The following is a 17,517-nucleotide window of genomic DNA, read 5'->3' on the forward strand; positions in this document are numbered from 1 at the left end:
CTAAATCACGTCAGCGCTGGCTGTTTTACGCGTATGACAGGATACGGAGGACGGTTGTGGCGCACGTCTTCGGTGAACGCACTCTGGCCACACTGGAGCGTCTTCTGAGCCTGCTGTCGGCCTTTGAGGTCGTGGTATGGATGACGGATGGCTGGCCGCTGTATGAATCACGCCTGAAGGGAAAGCTGCACGTTATCAGCAAGCGTTACACTCAGCGCATTGAGCGACATAATCTGAATCTGAGACAACATCTGGCAAGGCTGGGACGGAAGTCACTGTCGTTCTCAAAATCGGTGGAGCTGCATGACAAGGTCATCGGGCATTATCTGAACATAAAACACTATCAGTAAGTTGGAGTCATTACCGCCCGCATCAAGATGGTTTTGCATTGCCGCAATGGAATAACGCATCATGCGAAAAGCCATTAATTCTTCCGGCTTACTTTGGTGCTCTATCACTACATAAATATAACCCACTCCCTCCTGCGTTTTCACAGACCACAAGAGGTCGGAATAATATTGCCGCAGGTCTTCATCAATAAAACTGTTTGGTTCCAGTTTAAGCGTCGTTAAATCACACAGTTTGCGCAGCGGCGCGGGAAGATGAATATCAATAAAATCCCGCGCGGTGTCTGGATGGCGTAAAAAAGATTTAAATACCGCATCATGCGGCGTGGAAGTTGTCGATATTGTCATGGCGTTCCGTCACCCCTCAAATTTAAGATGACGCGACAATAACCACGATTAACACCCAATGCAGCAGGCAGTTTTTATCTTTGGACAGCGAATTCAGAAGTATTTTTAGCGGACTGCAACTTTTACATTTCAGCGGAAGCTGACTCGCAAATTCCCCATGAAAATACTCCGGCAGCGTTAGCCACCGGAGAGGAAATTATTTCAGCGATCCCTTAAGGAACTGTTGCAGACGAGGGCTTTGCGGGTTGCCAAATAACTGCTCCGGCGCGCCCTCTTCTTCTATTTTCCCCTGATGGAGGAAAATGACATGAGTAGAAACATGGCGAGCAAAGCCCATTTCGTGAGTCACTACCACCATGGTTTTCCCCTCTTCTGCCAGTTGCTGCATAATACGCAACACTTCGCCTACCAGTTCAGGATCGAGCGCCGAGGTAGGTTCATCAAACAGTAAAACTTCCGGTTCCATCGCCAGCGCCCGCGCGATAGAAACACGCTGTTGCTGACCGCCGGAAAGATGCACCGGATATTTCCCCTGCGCACGTTCGTCTATCCCGACTTTTGCCAGATACTTGACCGCCCGCTCGCGCGCTTCCTGCTTGCTCAGGCCCAACACCTGAATCGGCGCTTCCATGACGTTTTCCAGCACCGTCATATGGCTCCAGAGATTGAAGTGCTGGAATACCATCGTCAGGCGTGTGCGCAGTAAGCGCAGTTGATTTTTATCGGCGACTTTGAGTTGACCGTCTTTGTCGCGCACCAGATTGATCGTCTGGCCATTGACCACGATCGACCCTTCACTCGGTTTTTCGAGGAAGTTAATGCAGCGCAGAAAGGTACTTTTCCCCGATCCCGACGATCCGATGATGCTTATTACATCTCCGGCATTCGCTTGCAGTGAGACCCCTTTCAGCACTTCATGTTCGCCGTAGCGTTTGTGCAAATCGATAACGTTTAATTTATTCTCGGACATCGTATTCTCAGTGCGTTGAAGAAGGTTTCACATGCTGCAACCAGCGTTTTTCCGCTCTGCGAAAGAGGCTGATCAGGACATAAGAGATGATTAAATAGAGCACCGCGGCAATGCCGAAGGCGGTAAAAGGTTGATACGTGGCGGCGTTAATATCGCGGGCTATTTTCAGCAGATCCGGCACAGTGGCCGTAAACGCCAGCGCAGTAGAGTGCAGCATCAGGATCACTTCGTTGCTGTATGCCGGTAACGCAATACGCAGCGCAGAAGGCAAAATAATGCAACGATACATTTTAAAAGTCGAGAAGCCATAGGCTCTGGCGGCTTCAATTTCCCCATGCGGAACCGAACGGATTGCCCCAGCAAAAATCTCGGTAGTGTAAGCGCAGGTGTTAAGCGTCAGCGCCAGCACGGTACAGTTCAGGCCACTGCGGAAGAAAGCGTTAAGGAATTCGGTTCCCTTAACAATCTCAAGCGTGTACATGCCGGAATAGAACACCAGCAACTGAACATACAGCGGCGTACCGCGAAAAATATAGGTAAATAACCAGATTGGAAACTGGATGTATTTATTACTGGAGACACGACCAATCGCCAGAAACAGCGCCAGGACTCCGCCTATCACTACCGACAAAATAAGCAGCCACAGAGTGATCGCCACACCAGTAAAGCGATAACCGTCGGTCCACAGCAGCGGTTTCCAGTATTCATGTAAGATTTCGATCACAGGTCAGCCCTCTTCACACCCACGGAGTAGCGGCGCTCAAGGAACAGCAGCACACCATTGGAAACAGTGGTGAAAACCAGGTAAATCACGCCACAGACGATGGCGAAATAGAACGGTTCCCAGGTACTTTTGCCTGCCAGTTGGGTGGCTTTGACCACATCTTCCAGGCCGAGTAACGAAACCAGTGCGGTAGATTTGAGGATCACCTGCCAGTTGTTGCCAATGCCTGGCAGGGCGTAACGCATCATCGCCGGAAACATGATCCGCCGAAACACTTGCCCACGAGTAAAACCGAACGCCGTCGCCGCCTCTATATGTCCTTTCGGCACTGCCATAAAAGCACCACGGAACGTTTCGGTAAAATAAGCACCGTAGATAAAACCGAGAGTGATAATACCAGCGACCATCGGATCGATATCAATCTGCCCGACGCCCATCGCCTCCGTCACCGTGTTTAGCGCAATCTGCAAACCGAAGAAAATCAGCAGCATCAACACTAAGTCCGGCACGCCACGAATCAGCGTGGTGTACCCTTCGAAAATCAGCTCCGAAAGCCGATTTTGCGAGAGCTTACCGCCAGCGCCAATTAAACCGATGATTACAGCGAGCACTACAGAGCTGATAGCCAGCTCCAGCGTGACGAGCGCACCCTGTAAAATAACACCTGAAAACCCATACAACATGCTGCCTGTCCTGTCGTGTGTGGTGAATTACCGCCTCTTGTCTCCCTCCGGTTACCCGAAGGGAGCGGGCTTTCTTTCACCGATGGCGATTAGCCACCATAAACATCAAAATCGAAGTACTTTTTCGCTAATTTCTCGTAAGTACCGTCAGCGCGCATTTCGGCAAAGGCTTTGTTCAGTGCTTCGCGCAGTTCGTTATCTTCTTTACGCAGGCCCATGCCGGTCCCTACGCCAAACAGTTTTTCATCTTTAACAGACGGGCCACCGAATTTGTAATCTTTACCGACAGGTTGTTTGAGGAAACCTTCGCTGGCAGCGACCTCATCCTGGAACGCGGCATCAATACGTCCGGCAGTCAGGTCAGAATAAATGTTGTCCTGCCCCTGATACGAGACGATTTCAATGCCTTTTGGTGCCCAATGTTCATTACCGAACGTCTCCTGGGTGGTGCCCTGCAATACGCCTACCCGTTTGCCTTTCAGCGACTCGACTGTCGGCTGAATGTCAGAATTTTTCGCCACCACCAAACGAGAATCGGCAGCGTACAGTTTGTCGGTGAAGGCTATTTCTTGCTGACGTTTTTCCGTAATGGAAAGCGATGACATGATGGCGTCAATCTTCTTCGCTTTTAAGGACGGGATTAACGCATCCAGCGGATTTTCGACAAACGTACATTGCGTATTGATGCGTTTGCATAATTCCTTTGCCAGATCGATATCGAAGCCAACCAGTTCGCCTTGTGAATTTTTTGATTCAAATGGCGCATAGGTCGGGTCGGTACCGATGCGGATGTTTTGCGGAATCGCAGCAAATGCCGCAGTTGCGCTGGAGAAGGCCAGAACCAGAGAGAGCGATAGCACCAGTTTTTTCATAATGTCCTCAACTGACAGTCTTTTTATAGGGAATATTTACAGGTTTGTTACACTTATCGTGCCATAAAATTGACCATCAAGGCAAAATATCCCGCCCCGTTAGACGTATTATTTTTCATTAAAAATGCTTAAGTATGCATTTCAATGCACCACGATAGTGCAACAAACCTAGCGTGCACCATGATGATCATTCCATCAGGTACAGCTTCCCAGCGACGTATCAGTCACCGTAGACATTAAAGTCGAAATACTTTTTCGCCATCTTGTCGTAGGTGCCGTCCTGACGCAGCTCGCCAAGCGCCTTATTGAAGGCAGCCGTCAGTTCAGCATCATCTTTACGTAGCCCTACACCGGTGCCATCACCGAAGTATTTTTTGTCTTTTACTGATGAGCCAGCAAAGGCGAAATCTTTACCAGCAGGTTGCTTGAGGAATCCTTCGCTGGCAGCAACTTCATCTTGTAACGCAGCATCCAGACGTCCTGCAGCCAGATCGGAATAGACCAAATCCTGGTTGGCATAGGCCACCACATCCACGCCTTTGCTACGCCAGGTCTCGTTAGCGTAAGCTTCCTGGGTTGATCCCTGCAGCACACCAACATGTTTACCTTTCAGTGAATCCAGCGTTGGCTGAATCGGTGAACCTTTGGCAGCAATCAAACGAGAATCTGCGGCGTACAGCTTGTCGGAGAAAGCAATCTCCTGCTGACGTTTATCGGTAATGGAAAGCGACGAAATAATGGCGTCGATTTTTTTCGCTTTCAGTGAGGGGATCAGCGCGTCAAAGTCACTGGCAACCCAGGTACATTTCACCTGCATCCGTTTGCACATCTCGTTACCGAGATCGATATCAAAGCCAACAAAATCACCTTTAGCATCTTTCGACGAGAACGGCGCATAGGTGGTATCGGTTCCGATACGTACCGTCTCCGGTAGCGCCGCATAGCTGGAAGCCGCTGCGGAGAGACCGACTAACAAAGACAGAGCGAGAATCGACTTCTTCATACATAACCCTCAAGTGAAAATGGCTTTTTTATGTTGTGTATTGTGTTGTGTGTTTGCAGGCTCTTTCATGCAGGTCTTATGCCATCTTGACGACAACAGTAACATTCAACGTTAAATATGTTAATAAGACGTTGCATTATTGTCCTGAAGTTGAAGATAGCAGGTATAGCGGTTGAATCGCAGCGTTTCGATTGAATGGCAGAAACAAAATGTCGAGGATTTGATCGCGGTTGCAAAATTGCCCTGAAACAGGGCAACAGCGGAGTTATGCGCCCTGCCAGCGGGCAAAGAGATCTTCAGGAAGGGTTATTGCAAACTGGTCAAGAACACGATTAACCGTCTGATTTATCACATCATCAAGGGATTGCGGGCGATGATAAAACGCCGGAACAGGAGGCATAATCACCGCACCGATTTCTGCCGCCTGAGTCATTAAACGCAGATGGCCTAAGTGCAATGGTGTTTCACGCACGCAGAGCACCAACGGGCGACGCTCTTTCAGCACCACATCTGCCGCACGGGTCAGTAAGCCATCAGTATAGCTATGGACAATGCCGGAAAGGGTTTTGATTGAACAGGGTAAAATCACCATCCCCAGCGTCTGGAAAGAACCGGAAGAGATGCTGGCGGAAATATCGCGCGCATCGTGCGTGACATCAGCTAATGCCTGCACTTCGCGCAGGGAAAAATCCGTTTCGAGGGATAAGGTCTGGCGCGCCGCCTGGCTCATCACCAGATGCGTTTCGATATCTGTGACATCGCGCAGAACCTGTAATAAGCGCACGCCATAAATCGCGCCGCTGGCACCGCTGATGCCTACAATGAGTCGTTTCATAAATAGTTGCCCTGTCAGACTTGCAGGCAGACTTTGCAGTATTTCGGCGGGAGTTGCAAGTCAGGGTGCCAGACCGGCACCCTCAGCGAAGGCATCATCCTTCGTTATGCATTTCGAGATTTTCCACTTCGTTCTGACGTTGCACTGCTTTGGCGTCATCATTACGTAACGTATCGAGGAAATCGAGGTAGCCCTGATCAACATCTTTGGTGACGTAGACGCCGTTGAACACCGAGCATTCAAACTGCTGGATATCCGGATTTTCAGCGCGAACGGCGTCGATCAGATCGTTCAGATCCTGGAAAATCAACCCGTCAGCACCGATGATCTGGCGAATTTCATCAACTTCGCGACCGTGAGCGATCAGTTCCGTGGCGCTCGGCATATCAATACCATAAACGTTCGGGAAGCGAATTTCCGGTGCCGCAGAAGCGAGGTACACTTTCTTCGCTCCGGCTTCGCGTGCCATCTCGATAATCTGCTCAGAAGTGGTGCCACGGACGATGGAGTCGTCGACCAGCAGGACGTTTTTATCGCGGAACTCGGCGCGGTTGGCGTTCAGTTTACGGCGCACGGACTTACGACGCAGCTGCTGGCCCGGCATGATGAAGGTGCGGCCAACATAGCGGTTTTTAACGAAGCCCTGGCGGTACGGCTTGCCCAGAATACGAGCAATTTCCAGCGCGATATCACACGAGGTTTCCGGGATCGGGATCACCACGTCGATATCCAGATCTTCCCATTCGCGGGCAATTTTCTCACCCAGTTTCGTGCCCATATTCACACGCGCGCTGTAAACGGAAATTTTGTCGATAAACGAGTCCGGGCGGGCAAAGTATACATACTCAAACAGGCACGGATTGCTGACCGGATTGTCAGCACATTGACGGGTAAACAACTGCCCTTCTTCAGTGATGTAAATCGCTTCGCCCGGCGCGACGTCACGCAGGAAATCAAAGCCCAGCGTATCGAGCGCTACGCTTTCGGAAGCGACCATATATTCTGTACGGTTCTCGTCAATATCACGTTTTCCCAGTACCAGCGGACGAATCCCGTTTGGATCGCGGAAAGCAACCATACCGTGGCCGATAATCATCGCCACACAGGCATATGCGCCGCGGATTAAGCGGTTTGTGGCAGCAATGGCAGCGAAAATATTGTCGGCTTCCAGCGGGTAGTGGCGGAAGTTGTCCAGCTCGCTAGCGAAGATATTAAGCAGAATTTCCGAGTCGGAAGTGGTGTTGATGTGGCGGCGTTTTTCTTCAAACAGTTTTTTACGCAACTCGTGAGCGTTGGTCAGATTGCCGTTGTGGGCAAGCGTAATACCATACGGGGAGTTAACGTAAAACGGCTGCGCTTCAGAGGCGCTGGAGCTGCCAGCCGTAGGGTAACGCACATGACCAATGCCCATATTGCCCTGCAAACGCTGCATATGGCGAGCTTCAAATACATCGCTCACCAGCCCGTTCGCTTTACGCAAACGGAAGCAGTTATTGGCATCTATGGTGATGATGCCGGCGGCATCCTGACCGCGATGCTGAAGCACCGTTAAGGCATCATAAATCGACTGGTTAACCGGCATAACACCGGCGATACCGACAATACCGCACATACGTCTTTTTCCTCGTTAAGCCACATCTCAGAGCACTTACGCTCTGGGCAAGAAACTTGACGAGCTTTGCAGATAATCAAAAAAACATCTGATGATAAAACTGAACTGCGGGATCAGCTGTGATTTGCTCCAGTCTTCGCTTTTCGACACCCCGGTAAAGGAGTCGAGAAAGAAGAGAATGGCGGCAACAATCAACACACCGCGCAACGCACCGAAACAGACGCCCAGCACCCGATCGGTGCCTGACAACCCCGTTTTCTCCACCAACTGGCCTATCACGAAGTTCACGATAGCACCAACGATCAGGGTAGCGATAAACAGTACCGCGATGGCAATTCCATTTCGAACCAGTTCGTCTTCAAAGCCCGTAAACCAGACTGACAGGTAAGTGTAGTAATGACTGGCAACAAAGAAAGCACAACCCCATGTCACCAGCGATAACGCTTCACGAACAAAGCCGCGGATCAGGCTAACCAGAGAGGAAAAAGCAATCACCGCGATTATGGCGTAATCAATCCAGACCATATGTGTCCCACGATTTTACGCCCTGTCATCCTGTTCGGGGCGCATTCTAACAGAAAAAGAAAACGTTTGCGTAGGGATTTCCTTCCCACGCATCAATAAAAATGGCGCTGAAAAAATATTCAACGCCATCGACTTTTTATGCCTTTGCGGCATCGTGCAATGCGTGTCGGATGCGGCGTAAACGCCTTATCCGACCTACGGTTCTAACACTGCCCAGGCCTGATAAGACGCGCCAGCGTCGCATCAGGCAAGACTGTATTAATTCGGCGTATAGCCCATTACCACGCCACTTAAGCCAGAAAGTTGCTTCAACTCACCCAGCGAACCTTTCAGCTTATCTTTCGAGGCATCCGGCCCAACCAGAATACGGGTAATTTTACCCTGCACTGGCGTGGATGGCGACGTATAAACCCGATAACCGGCACCGCGCAGCTTACCGACAATCTCATTCACTTTATCGGCATTTTTCAGCGCACCCAGTTGCACAACATAGGCTTTACCCGTTGGCGCTGCTTTTTCTTCCACGACCGGCTTCGGTTCTGGCTTCGGCGCAGGTGGTGCTTCAACCTTCGGTTTAGGCGGCTCCACCGGTTTCGGCTTCGGTGGGGCGACCGGTGCAGGTTCCGGTTCAAACTCGGTGTTATTGGCTGCAATAGTGGCCGGATCGAGCGACGGTGCTGCGGCATCACCTGCCCGCACCTCTTCCGCTGCGCCTTCCGGCGGCTGCGTCGGCAACGCCTGGGTGGCGGCTGGCATCATATCAGGCTCATCGCGATCGCCCGCTTTTGGAACCAGCGGGATAGCCGCAAACTCATCCTGATAATGTTTTTTCTGCCCGTCCAGCAGCCCTGGAAGTACAATCACCCCCAGCGCCACCAGCACGATCGTGCCCACTAACCGATTCTGAAACTTACTTGCCACCGCTTCTCCTCGCGTCAATCACTTCCATGACATGTGCGACCGTGTGGAAAGAACCACACACCAGCACGGTGTCTTCCGCTTTAGCGTCCGCCATTGCGGCATCCCATGCCTGCGCAACGCTATCAAATGATTTGCCGTTACCCAAATGCTCAAGCAGTTGTTCTGCCGTGGCACCGCGCGGCCCTTCCAGTGGCGCACAATACCAGTCATCAACCACGCTTTTCAACCAGGCCAGAGTTCCGGCAATATCTTTATCATGTAGCATACCGATAACCGCCAGCACGCGCCCGTTTTTCGGTAGCGCTTTCATACGCCCGGTGAGATATTCCGCCGCATGTGGATTATGCGCGACATCAAAAATAACGCGTGGCGACTCGCTCACAATCTGGAAACGTCCCGGCAAAATTGCGCTGGCAATCCCGTCGCGAATGGCATTTTCACTGACTTCCAGCCCGCTGGCACGCAGTGCCGCCAGCGCTGTTGCGGCATTCGGTTGCGGGACAAGCGGCAACGGCAGATTTTCCAGCGTGCCGTGAGCATCGCTAAACGCCCAGTCATGATCGGTGACGGAATAGTTCCACTCAACGCCCCGACGTTGTAACAGTGCACCTTTTTCCTGCGCCACATCAGCAATGGTAGAAGGCATTTCCGGCTCACCGACAATTGCCGGTTTTGCGCTGCGAAAGATGCCTGCTTTCTCGCGACCAATACTTTCGCGATCTGGCCCCAGCCAGTCGGTATGATCCAGCGCAATACTGGTTACTACCGCGACATCGGCATCGACAATATTGGTTGCGTCCAGACGACCGCCCAGCCCTACTTCCAGAATCACCACGTCAAGTTGTGCCTGTTTGAACAGCCACAACGCCGACAGCGTACCGTACTCGAAATAGGTCAGGGAAATATCACCGCGTGCCGATTCAATCTCCGCAAAAGAGGCGGTGTGGGCCGATTCCGGCAATTCCTGACCCTGCACACGTACGCGCTCGGTATAACGCACCAGATGCGGCGAACTGTAGACGCCCACTTTGTACCCTGCCGCCATCAGAATCGACTCCAGCGTACGGCAGGTGGTGCCTTTGCCATTCGTACCCGCAACGGTAAACACAAATGGCGCTGGTTTCAGAACGCCAAGACGAGCCGCGACCTGGCTCACGCGCTCAAGGCCGAGATCGATAGTTTTACTGTGCAGGTTTTCCAGATAAGAAAGCCACGAAGCCAGAGGCGACGCGGCTTGAGGAGTGCGTTTGATAATCATGGTATCCGCTGATTCGTTACGGTGAGAATAGCAAAAGGGCAGAGCCAGTGGCCCTGCCCTTATCAGTTATCAGGCCTCAGGTTCCTGATCCGGTACCGGGGGTACCACTACGCCTTCACGCGGCGCTTCAGGATTCGGCGCTGGCAGATTCATCAACTTCGCCAGAATGCTCGCCAGTTTCAGGCGCATTTCCGGACGACGGACGATCATGTCGATCGCGCCTTTCTCGATCAGGAATTCACTGCGCTGGAATCCTAGCGGCAGTTTTTCGCGAACGGTCTGTTCGATAACACGCGGACCGGCAAAGCCAATTAACGCTTTCGGTTCAGCGATGTTGAGATCGCCCAGCATGGCGAAACTTGCAGAAACACCGCCCATCGTCGGGTCGGTCAGCACGGAGATGTACGGCAAGCCGCGCTCCTGCATTTTTGCCAGTGCCGCAGAGGTTTTCGCCATCTGCATCAGCGACATCAGTGCTTCCTGCATACGTGCGCCACCAGAGGCGGAGAAGCAGATCAGCGGGCAGTTATCTTCCAGCGCCTGCTCAACGGCACGCACGAAACGTGCACCCACAACAGACCCCATTGAACCGCCCATAAAGGCGAACTCGAATGCCGCAGCGACAACCGGCATTCCATACAGAGTGCCTTTCATCACCACCAGCGCATCTTTTTCGCCGGTTTCTTTCTGCGCAGAAGCCAGACGGTCTTTATACTTCTTGGAGTCACGAAACTTCAGCACATCTTTCGGCTCAAGCTCGCTACCCAGCTCCACAAGGCTTCCTTCATCTAACAGGCTATGCAGGCGATTACGCGCTGTCATACGCATGTGATGGTCACACTTCGGACAGACCTCAAGATTACGTTCCAGCTCAGCGCGGTATAAAACCTGACCGCAGCTATCACACTTAGTCCACACCCCTTCAGGAATGCTCGCCTTGCGGGTGGGAGTAATGTTGCTTTTAATTCGTTCAATCCAGCTCATTAGGGACCTTTCTGTCTGAACCTGGTTCGATGCCAGTTTTATCTTTGGGGACGCATAATGCCATTTTTGCCCCCAACAGACCATGAATGTTGCACATTAAAACATAACAGCCCGAAACTTTGGATAAAAAAGTGGTCGAACCGCGGAGTTACTTTTTATTTTGCGGCGCGTGCCGCAGCGCGTTTGTGACGAATAAATTCGAAAACCCCAGGCAATATTGAAACAAAAATAATGCCAACAATCATCAGCTTAAGGTTGCTCTGAATGAAGGGGAGCGTGCCGAAGAAATAACCCGCGTAGGTAAAAATCAGTACCCACAACAGTGCGCCGATCACGTTATAAGCGGCGAAATGACGGTACGACATGTGGCCCATTCCCGCAACAAACGGCGCGAACGTTCTGACGATCGGTACAAAACGGGCGAGAATAATCGTTTTGCCGCCATGTCTCTCGTAAAACTGATGAGTCTTATCAAGATAACTGCAACGAAAGATTTTCGAATCCGGGTTACTGAACAGTTTGTCACCAAATAACCGTCCAATGGTATAGTTCACTGCATCACCGACAATAGCGGCAATCAACATAAGCACCACCATCATATGGACATTGAGATCGTTAGTTTCCAGCGACGCCAATGCACCAGCAACAAACAGCAGCGAATCACCAGGCAGGAATGGCGTTACCACCAGCCCCGTTTCGCAGAACAGAATCAAAAACAGAATGGCATAAACCCAGACGCCGTACTCCGCGACCAGCTCTGCCAGATGCACGTCAATGTGCAGGATAAAATCGATGAGGAAATAAATCAGGTCCATATTTGCCTATGCCTTGTACTCGTCATCTTTCAGGCTGTAACTACGTTGGCTACAGCCTGAAATGTTCCGAGCATTATTCTCGTTAGTCCGCCAGAAATAGCGGGCCCATTGGCGGTTTTGGAAGATCATACCGGTCAGGGTAATCCACCGCGACCAGATACAGCCCTTCCGCTTTTGCCGTTGCTGCCGCCAGCGTTCTGTCCTTTGCCGCCAGCAACTCTGCTATCCAGCTCTCCGGCTGGTTGTGGGCACCGACTTCCATCAGGCTGCCGACAATATTCCTGACCATATGATGTACAAAGGCATTCGCTTTGATATCTACCACCACATAAGGACCGTGACGCGTGACATTAATATGCATAACGTTGCGCCACGGGGTTCGGGACTGGCACTGCACCGCACGGAACGAGGTGAAATCATTCTCGCCCAGCAAGCATTGCGCAGCCCGATGCATCCGTTCAGCGTCCAGCGGTTCGTAAAAATGGGTTACCCCTTTACTCAGTACCGCCGGGCGCAGCCGATGATTGTAGATGATGTAGCGATAACGGCGAGCCGTGGCGCTAAATCGGGCATGAAAATCATCAGGTACAGCTTTAACCCAACGCACGGCGATGTCACCAGGTAAATTCGCATTTACGCCCAAGGTCCACGCCGCGTCTTTGCGCTGCGCGGTTGTTTCGAAATGCACCACCTGCCCGGTACCGTGTACCCCTGCGTCAGTACGCCCGGCGCAGAAGACGGTGATGGGTTCGTTCGCCACCTGGGAGAGCGCCTTTTCCAGCTTCTCCTGCACACTGCGGACTTCATTCTGCCGTTGCCAGCCGTAATACTTACTGCCGTCGTACTCAATGCCCAGCGCAATTTTATAAACTGGCAGTTGTTGCTGGTCGGACATTAGTACAGATACTCCTGCACCAGTTTCTCGGCGATTTTTACTGCCATCAGCGCGCCGCCAAAGCGAACGTTATCGGCCACCGACCAGAACTGGACTTGCTCCGGCATACCGTAGTCATTACGCACGCAGCCAACAGAAAGATGCGGCGTACCCGAAGCATCCCCTACCTGAGTCGGGAATTCGTTCTCTTCAGAGAGCACAATATCTTCGCCCTGAGCAAACGCATCACGCGCTTCTTCTGCCGCCAGCGGACGCAGTGCTTCAAAGTTGACCATCTGGGCATGACCGTAGAATACCGGTGCCTGGACGACGCTTGCCGAAATCATCAGCCCTTCGTCCTGCAGGATTTTGCGTACTTCGTCAACGATACGACGTTCTTCACGCACGCTACCTTCGCTATCCGGCAACAACGGCAGCATATTGAACGCCAGTTGACGACCGAAGAAATCTTCTTCGTCAATCGGAATGCCGTTGAGCAATTTCGCACTCTGCCCCGCTAACGCATCGACCGCTTTTTTGCCCTGGGCGGAGGCTGAAATCAGGCTGGTAACACTGATACGCGACAAACCGCCCTGATCGATTAACGGTTTCAGTGCCGCCAGCAGCTGGCTGGTCAGACTGTCTGGTACGGCGATGACATTCCGGTTGCGGTAATCGGTCAGTACAAACGGGTTTACTTCCGGCACCACCAGCGGTACGTCGGGTTCGAGAGCAAACAGTCCGCTGCTGTCGATCACCAGGCAACCTGAGTTGGTCGCTTCTTCAACCCAGGCAGCGGTAGCTTCTTTGCCTGCGACAAAAAATGCCAGCTGCGCCTGCGTCCAGTCGAATTCAGCGGCATCCTGCACGGTGATTGTTTTACCACCAAAGCGCAGTTGTTCGCCTGCGCTTTCGTTACGTGCCAGTGCATAAATTTCCCCAACCGGGAACTGACGTTCAGCCAGCGTTTCAAGCAGGGCTTCGCCCACAGCGCCAGTTGCGCCCAGGACGGCAATGTTCCAGCCTTCAGACATGGTGGTTTACTCCAGAAATAGCAAAGCTCCCTGCCAATGTTACAGCAGAGAGCATGAAGAAGAGATTAACGTGCCGGATGATGAACGGCGTTAAAACCCAGTTTACACAGCAATGATGCCGCACTGGCGTCATCACAAATTACATACAGAGATGACCATTCACGGCGCTCAAGATAGTTTTTGCGCAGTTTATCGAACTCACCCGGTATCCCGGCGACTTTACGCAGCGGTGCGTCATCGCGGCGCACATCATACACCAAATGCACCAGCCTTTTCAGCGTCGGTTGATCGAGCGGGCCATGCAGCGTAATGCGACCAAACTCTGGCGCGGGCAGTAATGTATCCAGCGCAACGTGCTGTTCATGCCCAATAAACTTGCTATAGGCTTCAAACACTTGCGTAGTACCGCGTGCTTTACCTTCCAGGGTATAACCTGCGATATGCGGCGTGCCGATATCCACTTTTGTCAGCAACTCCACGTTAAGTTCCGGTTCGCCTTCCCAGACATCCAGCACTACGCTTAACTTCTGGCCTTCATTCAGGCAGGTCAGCAACGCAGTATTATCGACGACTGCGCCACGGCAAGCGTTAATCAGAATCGCTCCCGGCTTCAGGCTACGGATCAGTTTTTCATCCGCCAGATGCAGCGTTTTGTACGGCCCATCTTTGAAGAGTGGCGTATGGAAAGTCAGAATATCCGCATGCTGAACTAATTCATCCAGCGAGCGGAAATCACCCTCATCCCCACGGTCAGCGCGAGGCGGATCGCAAAGCAATGTTTTAATCCCTAACGCTTCCAGTCGCGCCTGCAATCGACGTCCAACGTTACCAACGCCCACGATCCCCACCGTACGGTCGTGCAGTGAAAATCCATCGCGTTCGGCAAGCATCAGTAGTGAGGAGAAAACATATTCCACCACCGCAATCGCATTACAGCCAGGTGCAGCGGAAAAACCAATTCCCGCCTGCTTCAACCATGCTTCATCGACATGGTCGGTCCCAGCAGTGGCAGTGCCAACAAATTTAATGGGTTTTCCTGCCAGCAAAGATTCATTCACTTTCGTGACCGAACGCACCATCAGCGCATCCGCGTCTGCCAGTTGAGCGACGGGGATTGGACGCCCGGGAACCGCGGTCACCTCACCCAAACGGCTAAATAAGTCGCGGGCATAAGGCATATTTTCATCAACAAGGATTTTCACGTTTGTGTTACCTGTATGAGACGAGAGTTAACCGGACAAGTGTGCCATAATCTCGCGGCCAGGCATACTTGCGAAGATTTCAGGTATAAGGATACGTAATGATACAACCTATTTCCGGCCCTCCTCCTGGGCAACCACCAGGTCAGGGAGATAACCTGCCGTCTGGCGCGGGCAATCAGCCTTTATCCAGTCAGCAACGTACTTCGCTGGAAAGCTTAATGACGAAAGTGACCTCACTGACGCAACAGCAAAGAGCAGAACTGTGGGCGGGTATCAGGCACGATATTGGTCTGTCGGGAGATTCACCGCTGCTTTCGCGTCACTTCCCTGCCGCTGAGCATAATCTGGCGCAACGTCTGCTGGCCGCGCAAAAAAGCCATTCTGCCCGCCAGCTTTTAGCGCAATTAGGGGAGTATTTACGTCTGGGGAATAATCGTCAGGCGGTCACGGATTATATCCGTCATAACTTTGGTCAGACGCCGCTGAATCAGCTCTCACCGGAGCAATTAAAAACCATTCTCACCCTATTGCAGGAAGGGAAGATGGTTATTCCGCAACCGCAGCAGCGCGAGGCGACCGACCGTCCTTTATTACCGGCGGAGCACAATGCGCTAAAACAGCTGGTGACCAAACTTACGGCGGCAACGGGGGAACCCAGCAAACAGATCTGGCAATCGATGCTGGAACTTTCCGGGGTGAAAGATGGCGAGTTAATTCCAGCGAAACTGTTTAACCATCTGGTGACCTGGCTACAGGCGCGTCAGACGCTAAGCCAGCAAAATACGCCGACGCTGGAATCACTACAGATGGCGCTAAAACAACCTTTAGATGCCAGTGAACTGGCGGCGTTATCGGCATATATCCAGCAAAAATATGGCCTTTCTGCGCAATCATCGCTTTCTTCTGCCCAGGCCGAGGATATTCTTAATCAGCTTTATCAACGGCGGGTTAAAGGGATTGATCCGCGTGATATGCAACCGCTGCTTAATCCTTTTCCACCGATGATGGACACGTTGCAAATATGGCAACGCGTCCCGTGCTGTGGATACTGTTAGTCGCGATTATCCTGATGCTGGTCTGGCTGGTTCGTTAACCCCGACGAAATGACAGTATCGTGACAATAATACCCAGCACCGCAGAGATCGCCCCGGCAAGAAATACCGAAGAGTAACCAAACGTGGTCGCCAGCATTCCCGCCAGCGGCCCGGAGACGCCGAGGGCGATATCCTGAAACGCGGCGTAACCGCCCAGTGCGGTGCCGCGAACTTGTGAGGGGACGCGTTTAACCACCTCCACGCCCAGCGCAGGAAAGATAAGCGAACATCCGGCTCCGGTTAACGCCGCGCCCGCTAATGCGACCCATGCACCTGGGGCTTGCCAGAGCAGCAACAAGCCCACCGTTTCTACAAGCAGAGAGACAATCGCCACTTTCACGCCGCCAAAACGGTCCGGCATCCAGCCAAACATGACGCGCATCACGACAAATGCGCCGCCAAACGCGGTAAGAGTAAAGCCCGCCATCGCCCATCCTTTGCTGGCAAAGTAGAGCGAAACGAAAGTCCCGATAACCGCAAAACCAACGCCTTGTAGTGCCAGCCCTAACCCTGGTTTCCAGATAAGCCCGACAACGCTCCACAGCGATGGACGTTCTCCCGCCAGGGCCGGTACTTTGCGCACTGTGCCGTTACAGGCCCACGCCAGTAAGGGTAATACCATTGTGGTGATCGCCAGTGCGGCAAAACCGTAATGGCTATGAATCAACAGGCCAAGCGGCGCACCAACAGCGAGGGCACCGTAAATCGCCATTCCGTTCCATGACATCACTTTGCCAGAGTGTTTTGCCCCTACGATGCCTAATCCCCAGGTCAGAGCGCCTGTCAGTAACTGGCTTTCACCAAAGCCAAGAATCAAACGCCCGACGACCAACAGGGCAAATTTCAACGGTGCGGAGACAGGCAAAATCGCCGCCAGCAGCAACGCGCCGCCAGCCAGACCACAAGCTAACATCCCCTGAAGCGCCGAACGTTTTGCACCATATTGATCGGCCAGTCGCCCGGCATAGCCACGCGTCAGCACCGTAGCCAGAAACTGAATCCCGACGGCAATCCCGACCATGGTATTGCCATAGCCCAGATCATGATGAACAAACAGCGGGATAACCGGCAACGGCAGCCCTACGGTCATGTAGGTGAGAAAAACCGCAAAAGCGATGCGGAAGAGCGAAAAATTGGCAGAAGATCGTGTTTCGGTTTGGCTTACAGCAGTCATGCATTACTCCAGAATGCAGCGCAAGGCGAGGAGTATCCCCGTCTCATCTCTCTGGTTTCAGGGTTACAGTGCGTTGGCAGGATTTAACGCGTACGTCTTTTCAGAAGGAAATCGACAAAGCGGGAAGTTTGCCTGGAACTGGCGGCGATTGTCAATGATGTGAAAAGGAACCAATCAGGTTCCCTTTTGCGTTAGTGCCGGAGGCCGCATTGGCGCGTAACGTCGGATGCGACGCTGGCGCG

General features: G+C 52.4%; 16 protein-coding genes and 3 pseudogenes. 2 read left to right on the forward strand and 17 right to left on the reverse strand.

What is annotated here, in order from left to right; translation table 11 throughout:
- Window positions 1–350 (forward strand): annotated as a pseudogene (locus BFF42_RS16755) (IS1-like element IS1X2 family transposase); the annotation flags it as partial.
- Here BFF42_RS16755 and BFF42_RS16760 read toward each other — a convergent pair.
- From BFF42_RS16760 to pdxB, 16 genes and pseudogenes are all read right to left on the reverse strand, one after another.
- Window positions 333–695 (reverse strand): annotated as a pseudogene (locus BFF42_RS16760) (Rpn family recombination-promoting nuclease/putative transposase); the annotation flags it as partial. The pseudogenes BFF42_RS16755 and BFF42_RS16760 sit on opposite strands and share 18 nt — an antisense overlap.
- Window positions 696–891: 196 nt before the next feature.
- On the reverse strand, window positions 892–1,665 hold the full coding sequence (gene hisP / locus BFF42_RS16765; protein WP_001293612.1) for a histidine ABC transporter ATP-binding protein HisP: 774 nt from the start codon (window positions 1,663–1,665) through the stop codon (window positions 892–894).
- Window positions 1,666–1,672: 7 nt separating this feature from the next.
- Window positions 1,673–2,389: an ABC transporter permease gene (locus tag BFF42_RS16770; RefSeq protein ID WP_000569958.1), complete on the reverse strand. Its 717-nt coding sequence runs from the start codon at window positions 2,387–2,389 to the stop codon at window positions 1,673–1,675.
- Window positions 2,386–3,072, reverse strand: coding sequence for a histidine ABC transporter permease HisQ (hisQ, locus tag BFF42_RS16775; protein WP_000965507.1), 687 nt, complete (start codon window positions 3,070–3,072; stop codon window positions 2,386–2,388). The genes BFF42_RS16770 and hisQ overlap by 4 nt, the downstream gene beginning before the upstream one ends.
- A gap of 89 nt (window positions 3,073–3,161) precedes the next feature.
- Complete coding sequence (gene hisJ, locus BFF42_RS16780; protein ID WP_000737621.1) at window positions 3,162–3,944, reverse strand: histidine ABC transporter substrate-binding protein HisJ; 783 nt, start codon at window positions 3,942–3,944, stop codon at window positions 3,162–3,164.
- 220 nt (window positions 3,945–4,164) lie between these two features.
- Window positions 4,165–4,947, reverse strand: coding sequence for a lysine/arginine/ornithine ABC transporter substrate-binding protein ArgT (argT, locus tag BFF42_RS16785; protein ID WP_000748261.1), 783 nt, complete (start codon window positions 4,945–4,947; stop codon window positions 4,165–4,167).
- A 265-nt stretch (window positions 4,948–5,212) separates the two neighbouring features.
- Window positions 5,213–5,782, reverse strand: coding sequence for a flavin prenyltransferase UbiX (gene ubiX, locus BFF42_RS16790; protein ID WP_000825704.1), 570 nt, complete (start codon window positions 5,780–5,782; stop codon window positions 5,213–5,215).
- Between the two features lie 94 nt (window positions 5,783–5,876).
- The gene (purF, locus tag BFF42_RS16795; protein ID WP_000334220.1) at window positions 5,877–7,394 is read right to left on the reverse strand and encodes an amidophosphoribosyltransferase; all 1,518 of its coding nucleotides are present in this window, start codon (window positions 7,392–7,394) and stop codon (window positions 5,877–5,879) included.
- Between the two features lie 36 nt (window positions 7,395–7,430).
- On the reverse strand, window positions 7,431–7,919 hold the full coding sequence (gene cvpA, locus BFF42_RS16800) for a colicin V production protein (protein ID WP_000262111.1): 489 nt from the start codon (window positions 7,917–7,919) through the stop codon (window positions 7,431–7,433).
- A gap of 258 nt (window positions 7,920–8,177) precedes the next feature.
- Complete coding sequence (gene dedD, locus BFF42_RS16805) at window positions 8,178–8,840, reverse strand: cell division protein DedD (RefSeq protein WP_000146992.1); 663 nt, start codon at window positions 8,838–8,840, stop codon at window positions 8,178–8,180.
- A complete protein-coding gene (gene folC, locus BFF42_RS16810; RefSeq protein ID WP_000584571.1) occupies window positions 8,830–10,098 on the reverse strand; it encodes a bifunctional tetrahydrofolate synthase/dihydrofolate synthase in 1,269 nt (422 codons plus the stop codon). Before folC ends, dedD begins: the two co-directional genes overlap by 11 nt.
- Window positions 10,099–10,167: 69 nt before the next feature.
- Window positions 10,168–11,082 carry an acetyl-CoA carboxylase, carboxyltransferase subunit beta gene (gene accD / locus BFF42_RS16815; RefSeq protein ID WP_000118396.1) on the reverse strand — a complete coding sequence of 305 codons (915 nt, stop codon included), beginning with the start codon at window positions 11,080–11,082 and terminating at the stop codon, window positions 10,168–10,170.
- Window positions 11,083–11,237: 155 nt separating this feature from the next.
- Window positions 11,238–11,897, reverse strand: coding sequence for a DedA family protein (locus BFF42_RS16820; protein ID WP_000364326.1), 660 nt, complete (start codon window positions 11,895–11,897; stop codon window positions 11,238–11,240).
- Between the two features lie 82 nt (window positions 11,898–11,979).
- Window positions 11,980–12,792, reverse strand: coding sequence for a tRNA pseudouridine(38-40) synthase TruA (gene truA / locus BFF42_RS16825; protein ID WP_001283581.1), 813 nt, complete (start codon window positions 12,790–12,792; stop codon window positions 11,980–11,982).
- Window positions 12,792–13,805: an aspartate-semialdehyde dehydrogenase gene (locus BFF42_RS16830; protein ID WP_001289165.1), complete on the reverse strand. Its 1,014-nt coding sequence runs from the start codon at window positions 13,803–13,805 to the stop codon at window positions 12,792–12,794. Before BFF42_RS16830 ends, truA begins: the two co-directional genes overlap by 1 nt.
- Before the next feature lie 65 nt (window positions 13,806–13,870).
- Window positions 13,871–15,007, reverse strand: a complete 1,137-nt coding sequence (pdxB, locus tag BFF42_RS16835) for a 4-phosphoerythronate dehydrogenase PdxB (RefSeq protein ID WP_000699121.1) — start codon at window positions 15,005–15,007, stop codon at window positions 13,871–13,873.
- 98 nt (window positions 15,008–15,105) lie between these two features.
- Here pdxB and flk point away from each other — a divergent pair.
- Window positions 15,106–16,100: pseudogene (gene flk, locus BFF42_RS16840) on the forward strand (flagella biosynthesis regulator Flk).
- Here the strand turns inward: flk and BFF42_RS16845 are convergent.
- Window positions 16,097–17,275, reverse strand: a complete 1,179-nt coding sequence (locus BFF42_RS16845) for an MFS transporter (protein ID WP_000127760.1) — start codon at window positions 17,273–17,275, stop codon at window positions 16,097–16,099. The pseudogene flk and the gene BFF42_RS16845 sit on opposite strands and share 4 nt — an antisense overlap.
- Window positions 17,276–17,517 lie beyond the last annotated feature (242 nt).

Source organism: Shigella sp. FC1661 (genome assembly GCF_001712525.1).
GTDB lineage: Bacteria > Pseudomonadota > Gammaproteobacteria > Enterobacterales > Enterobacteriaceae > Escherichia > Escherichia coli.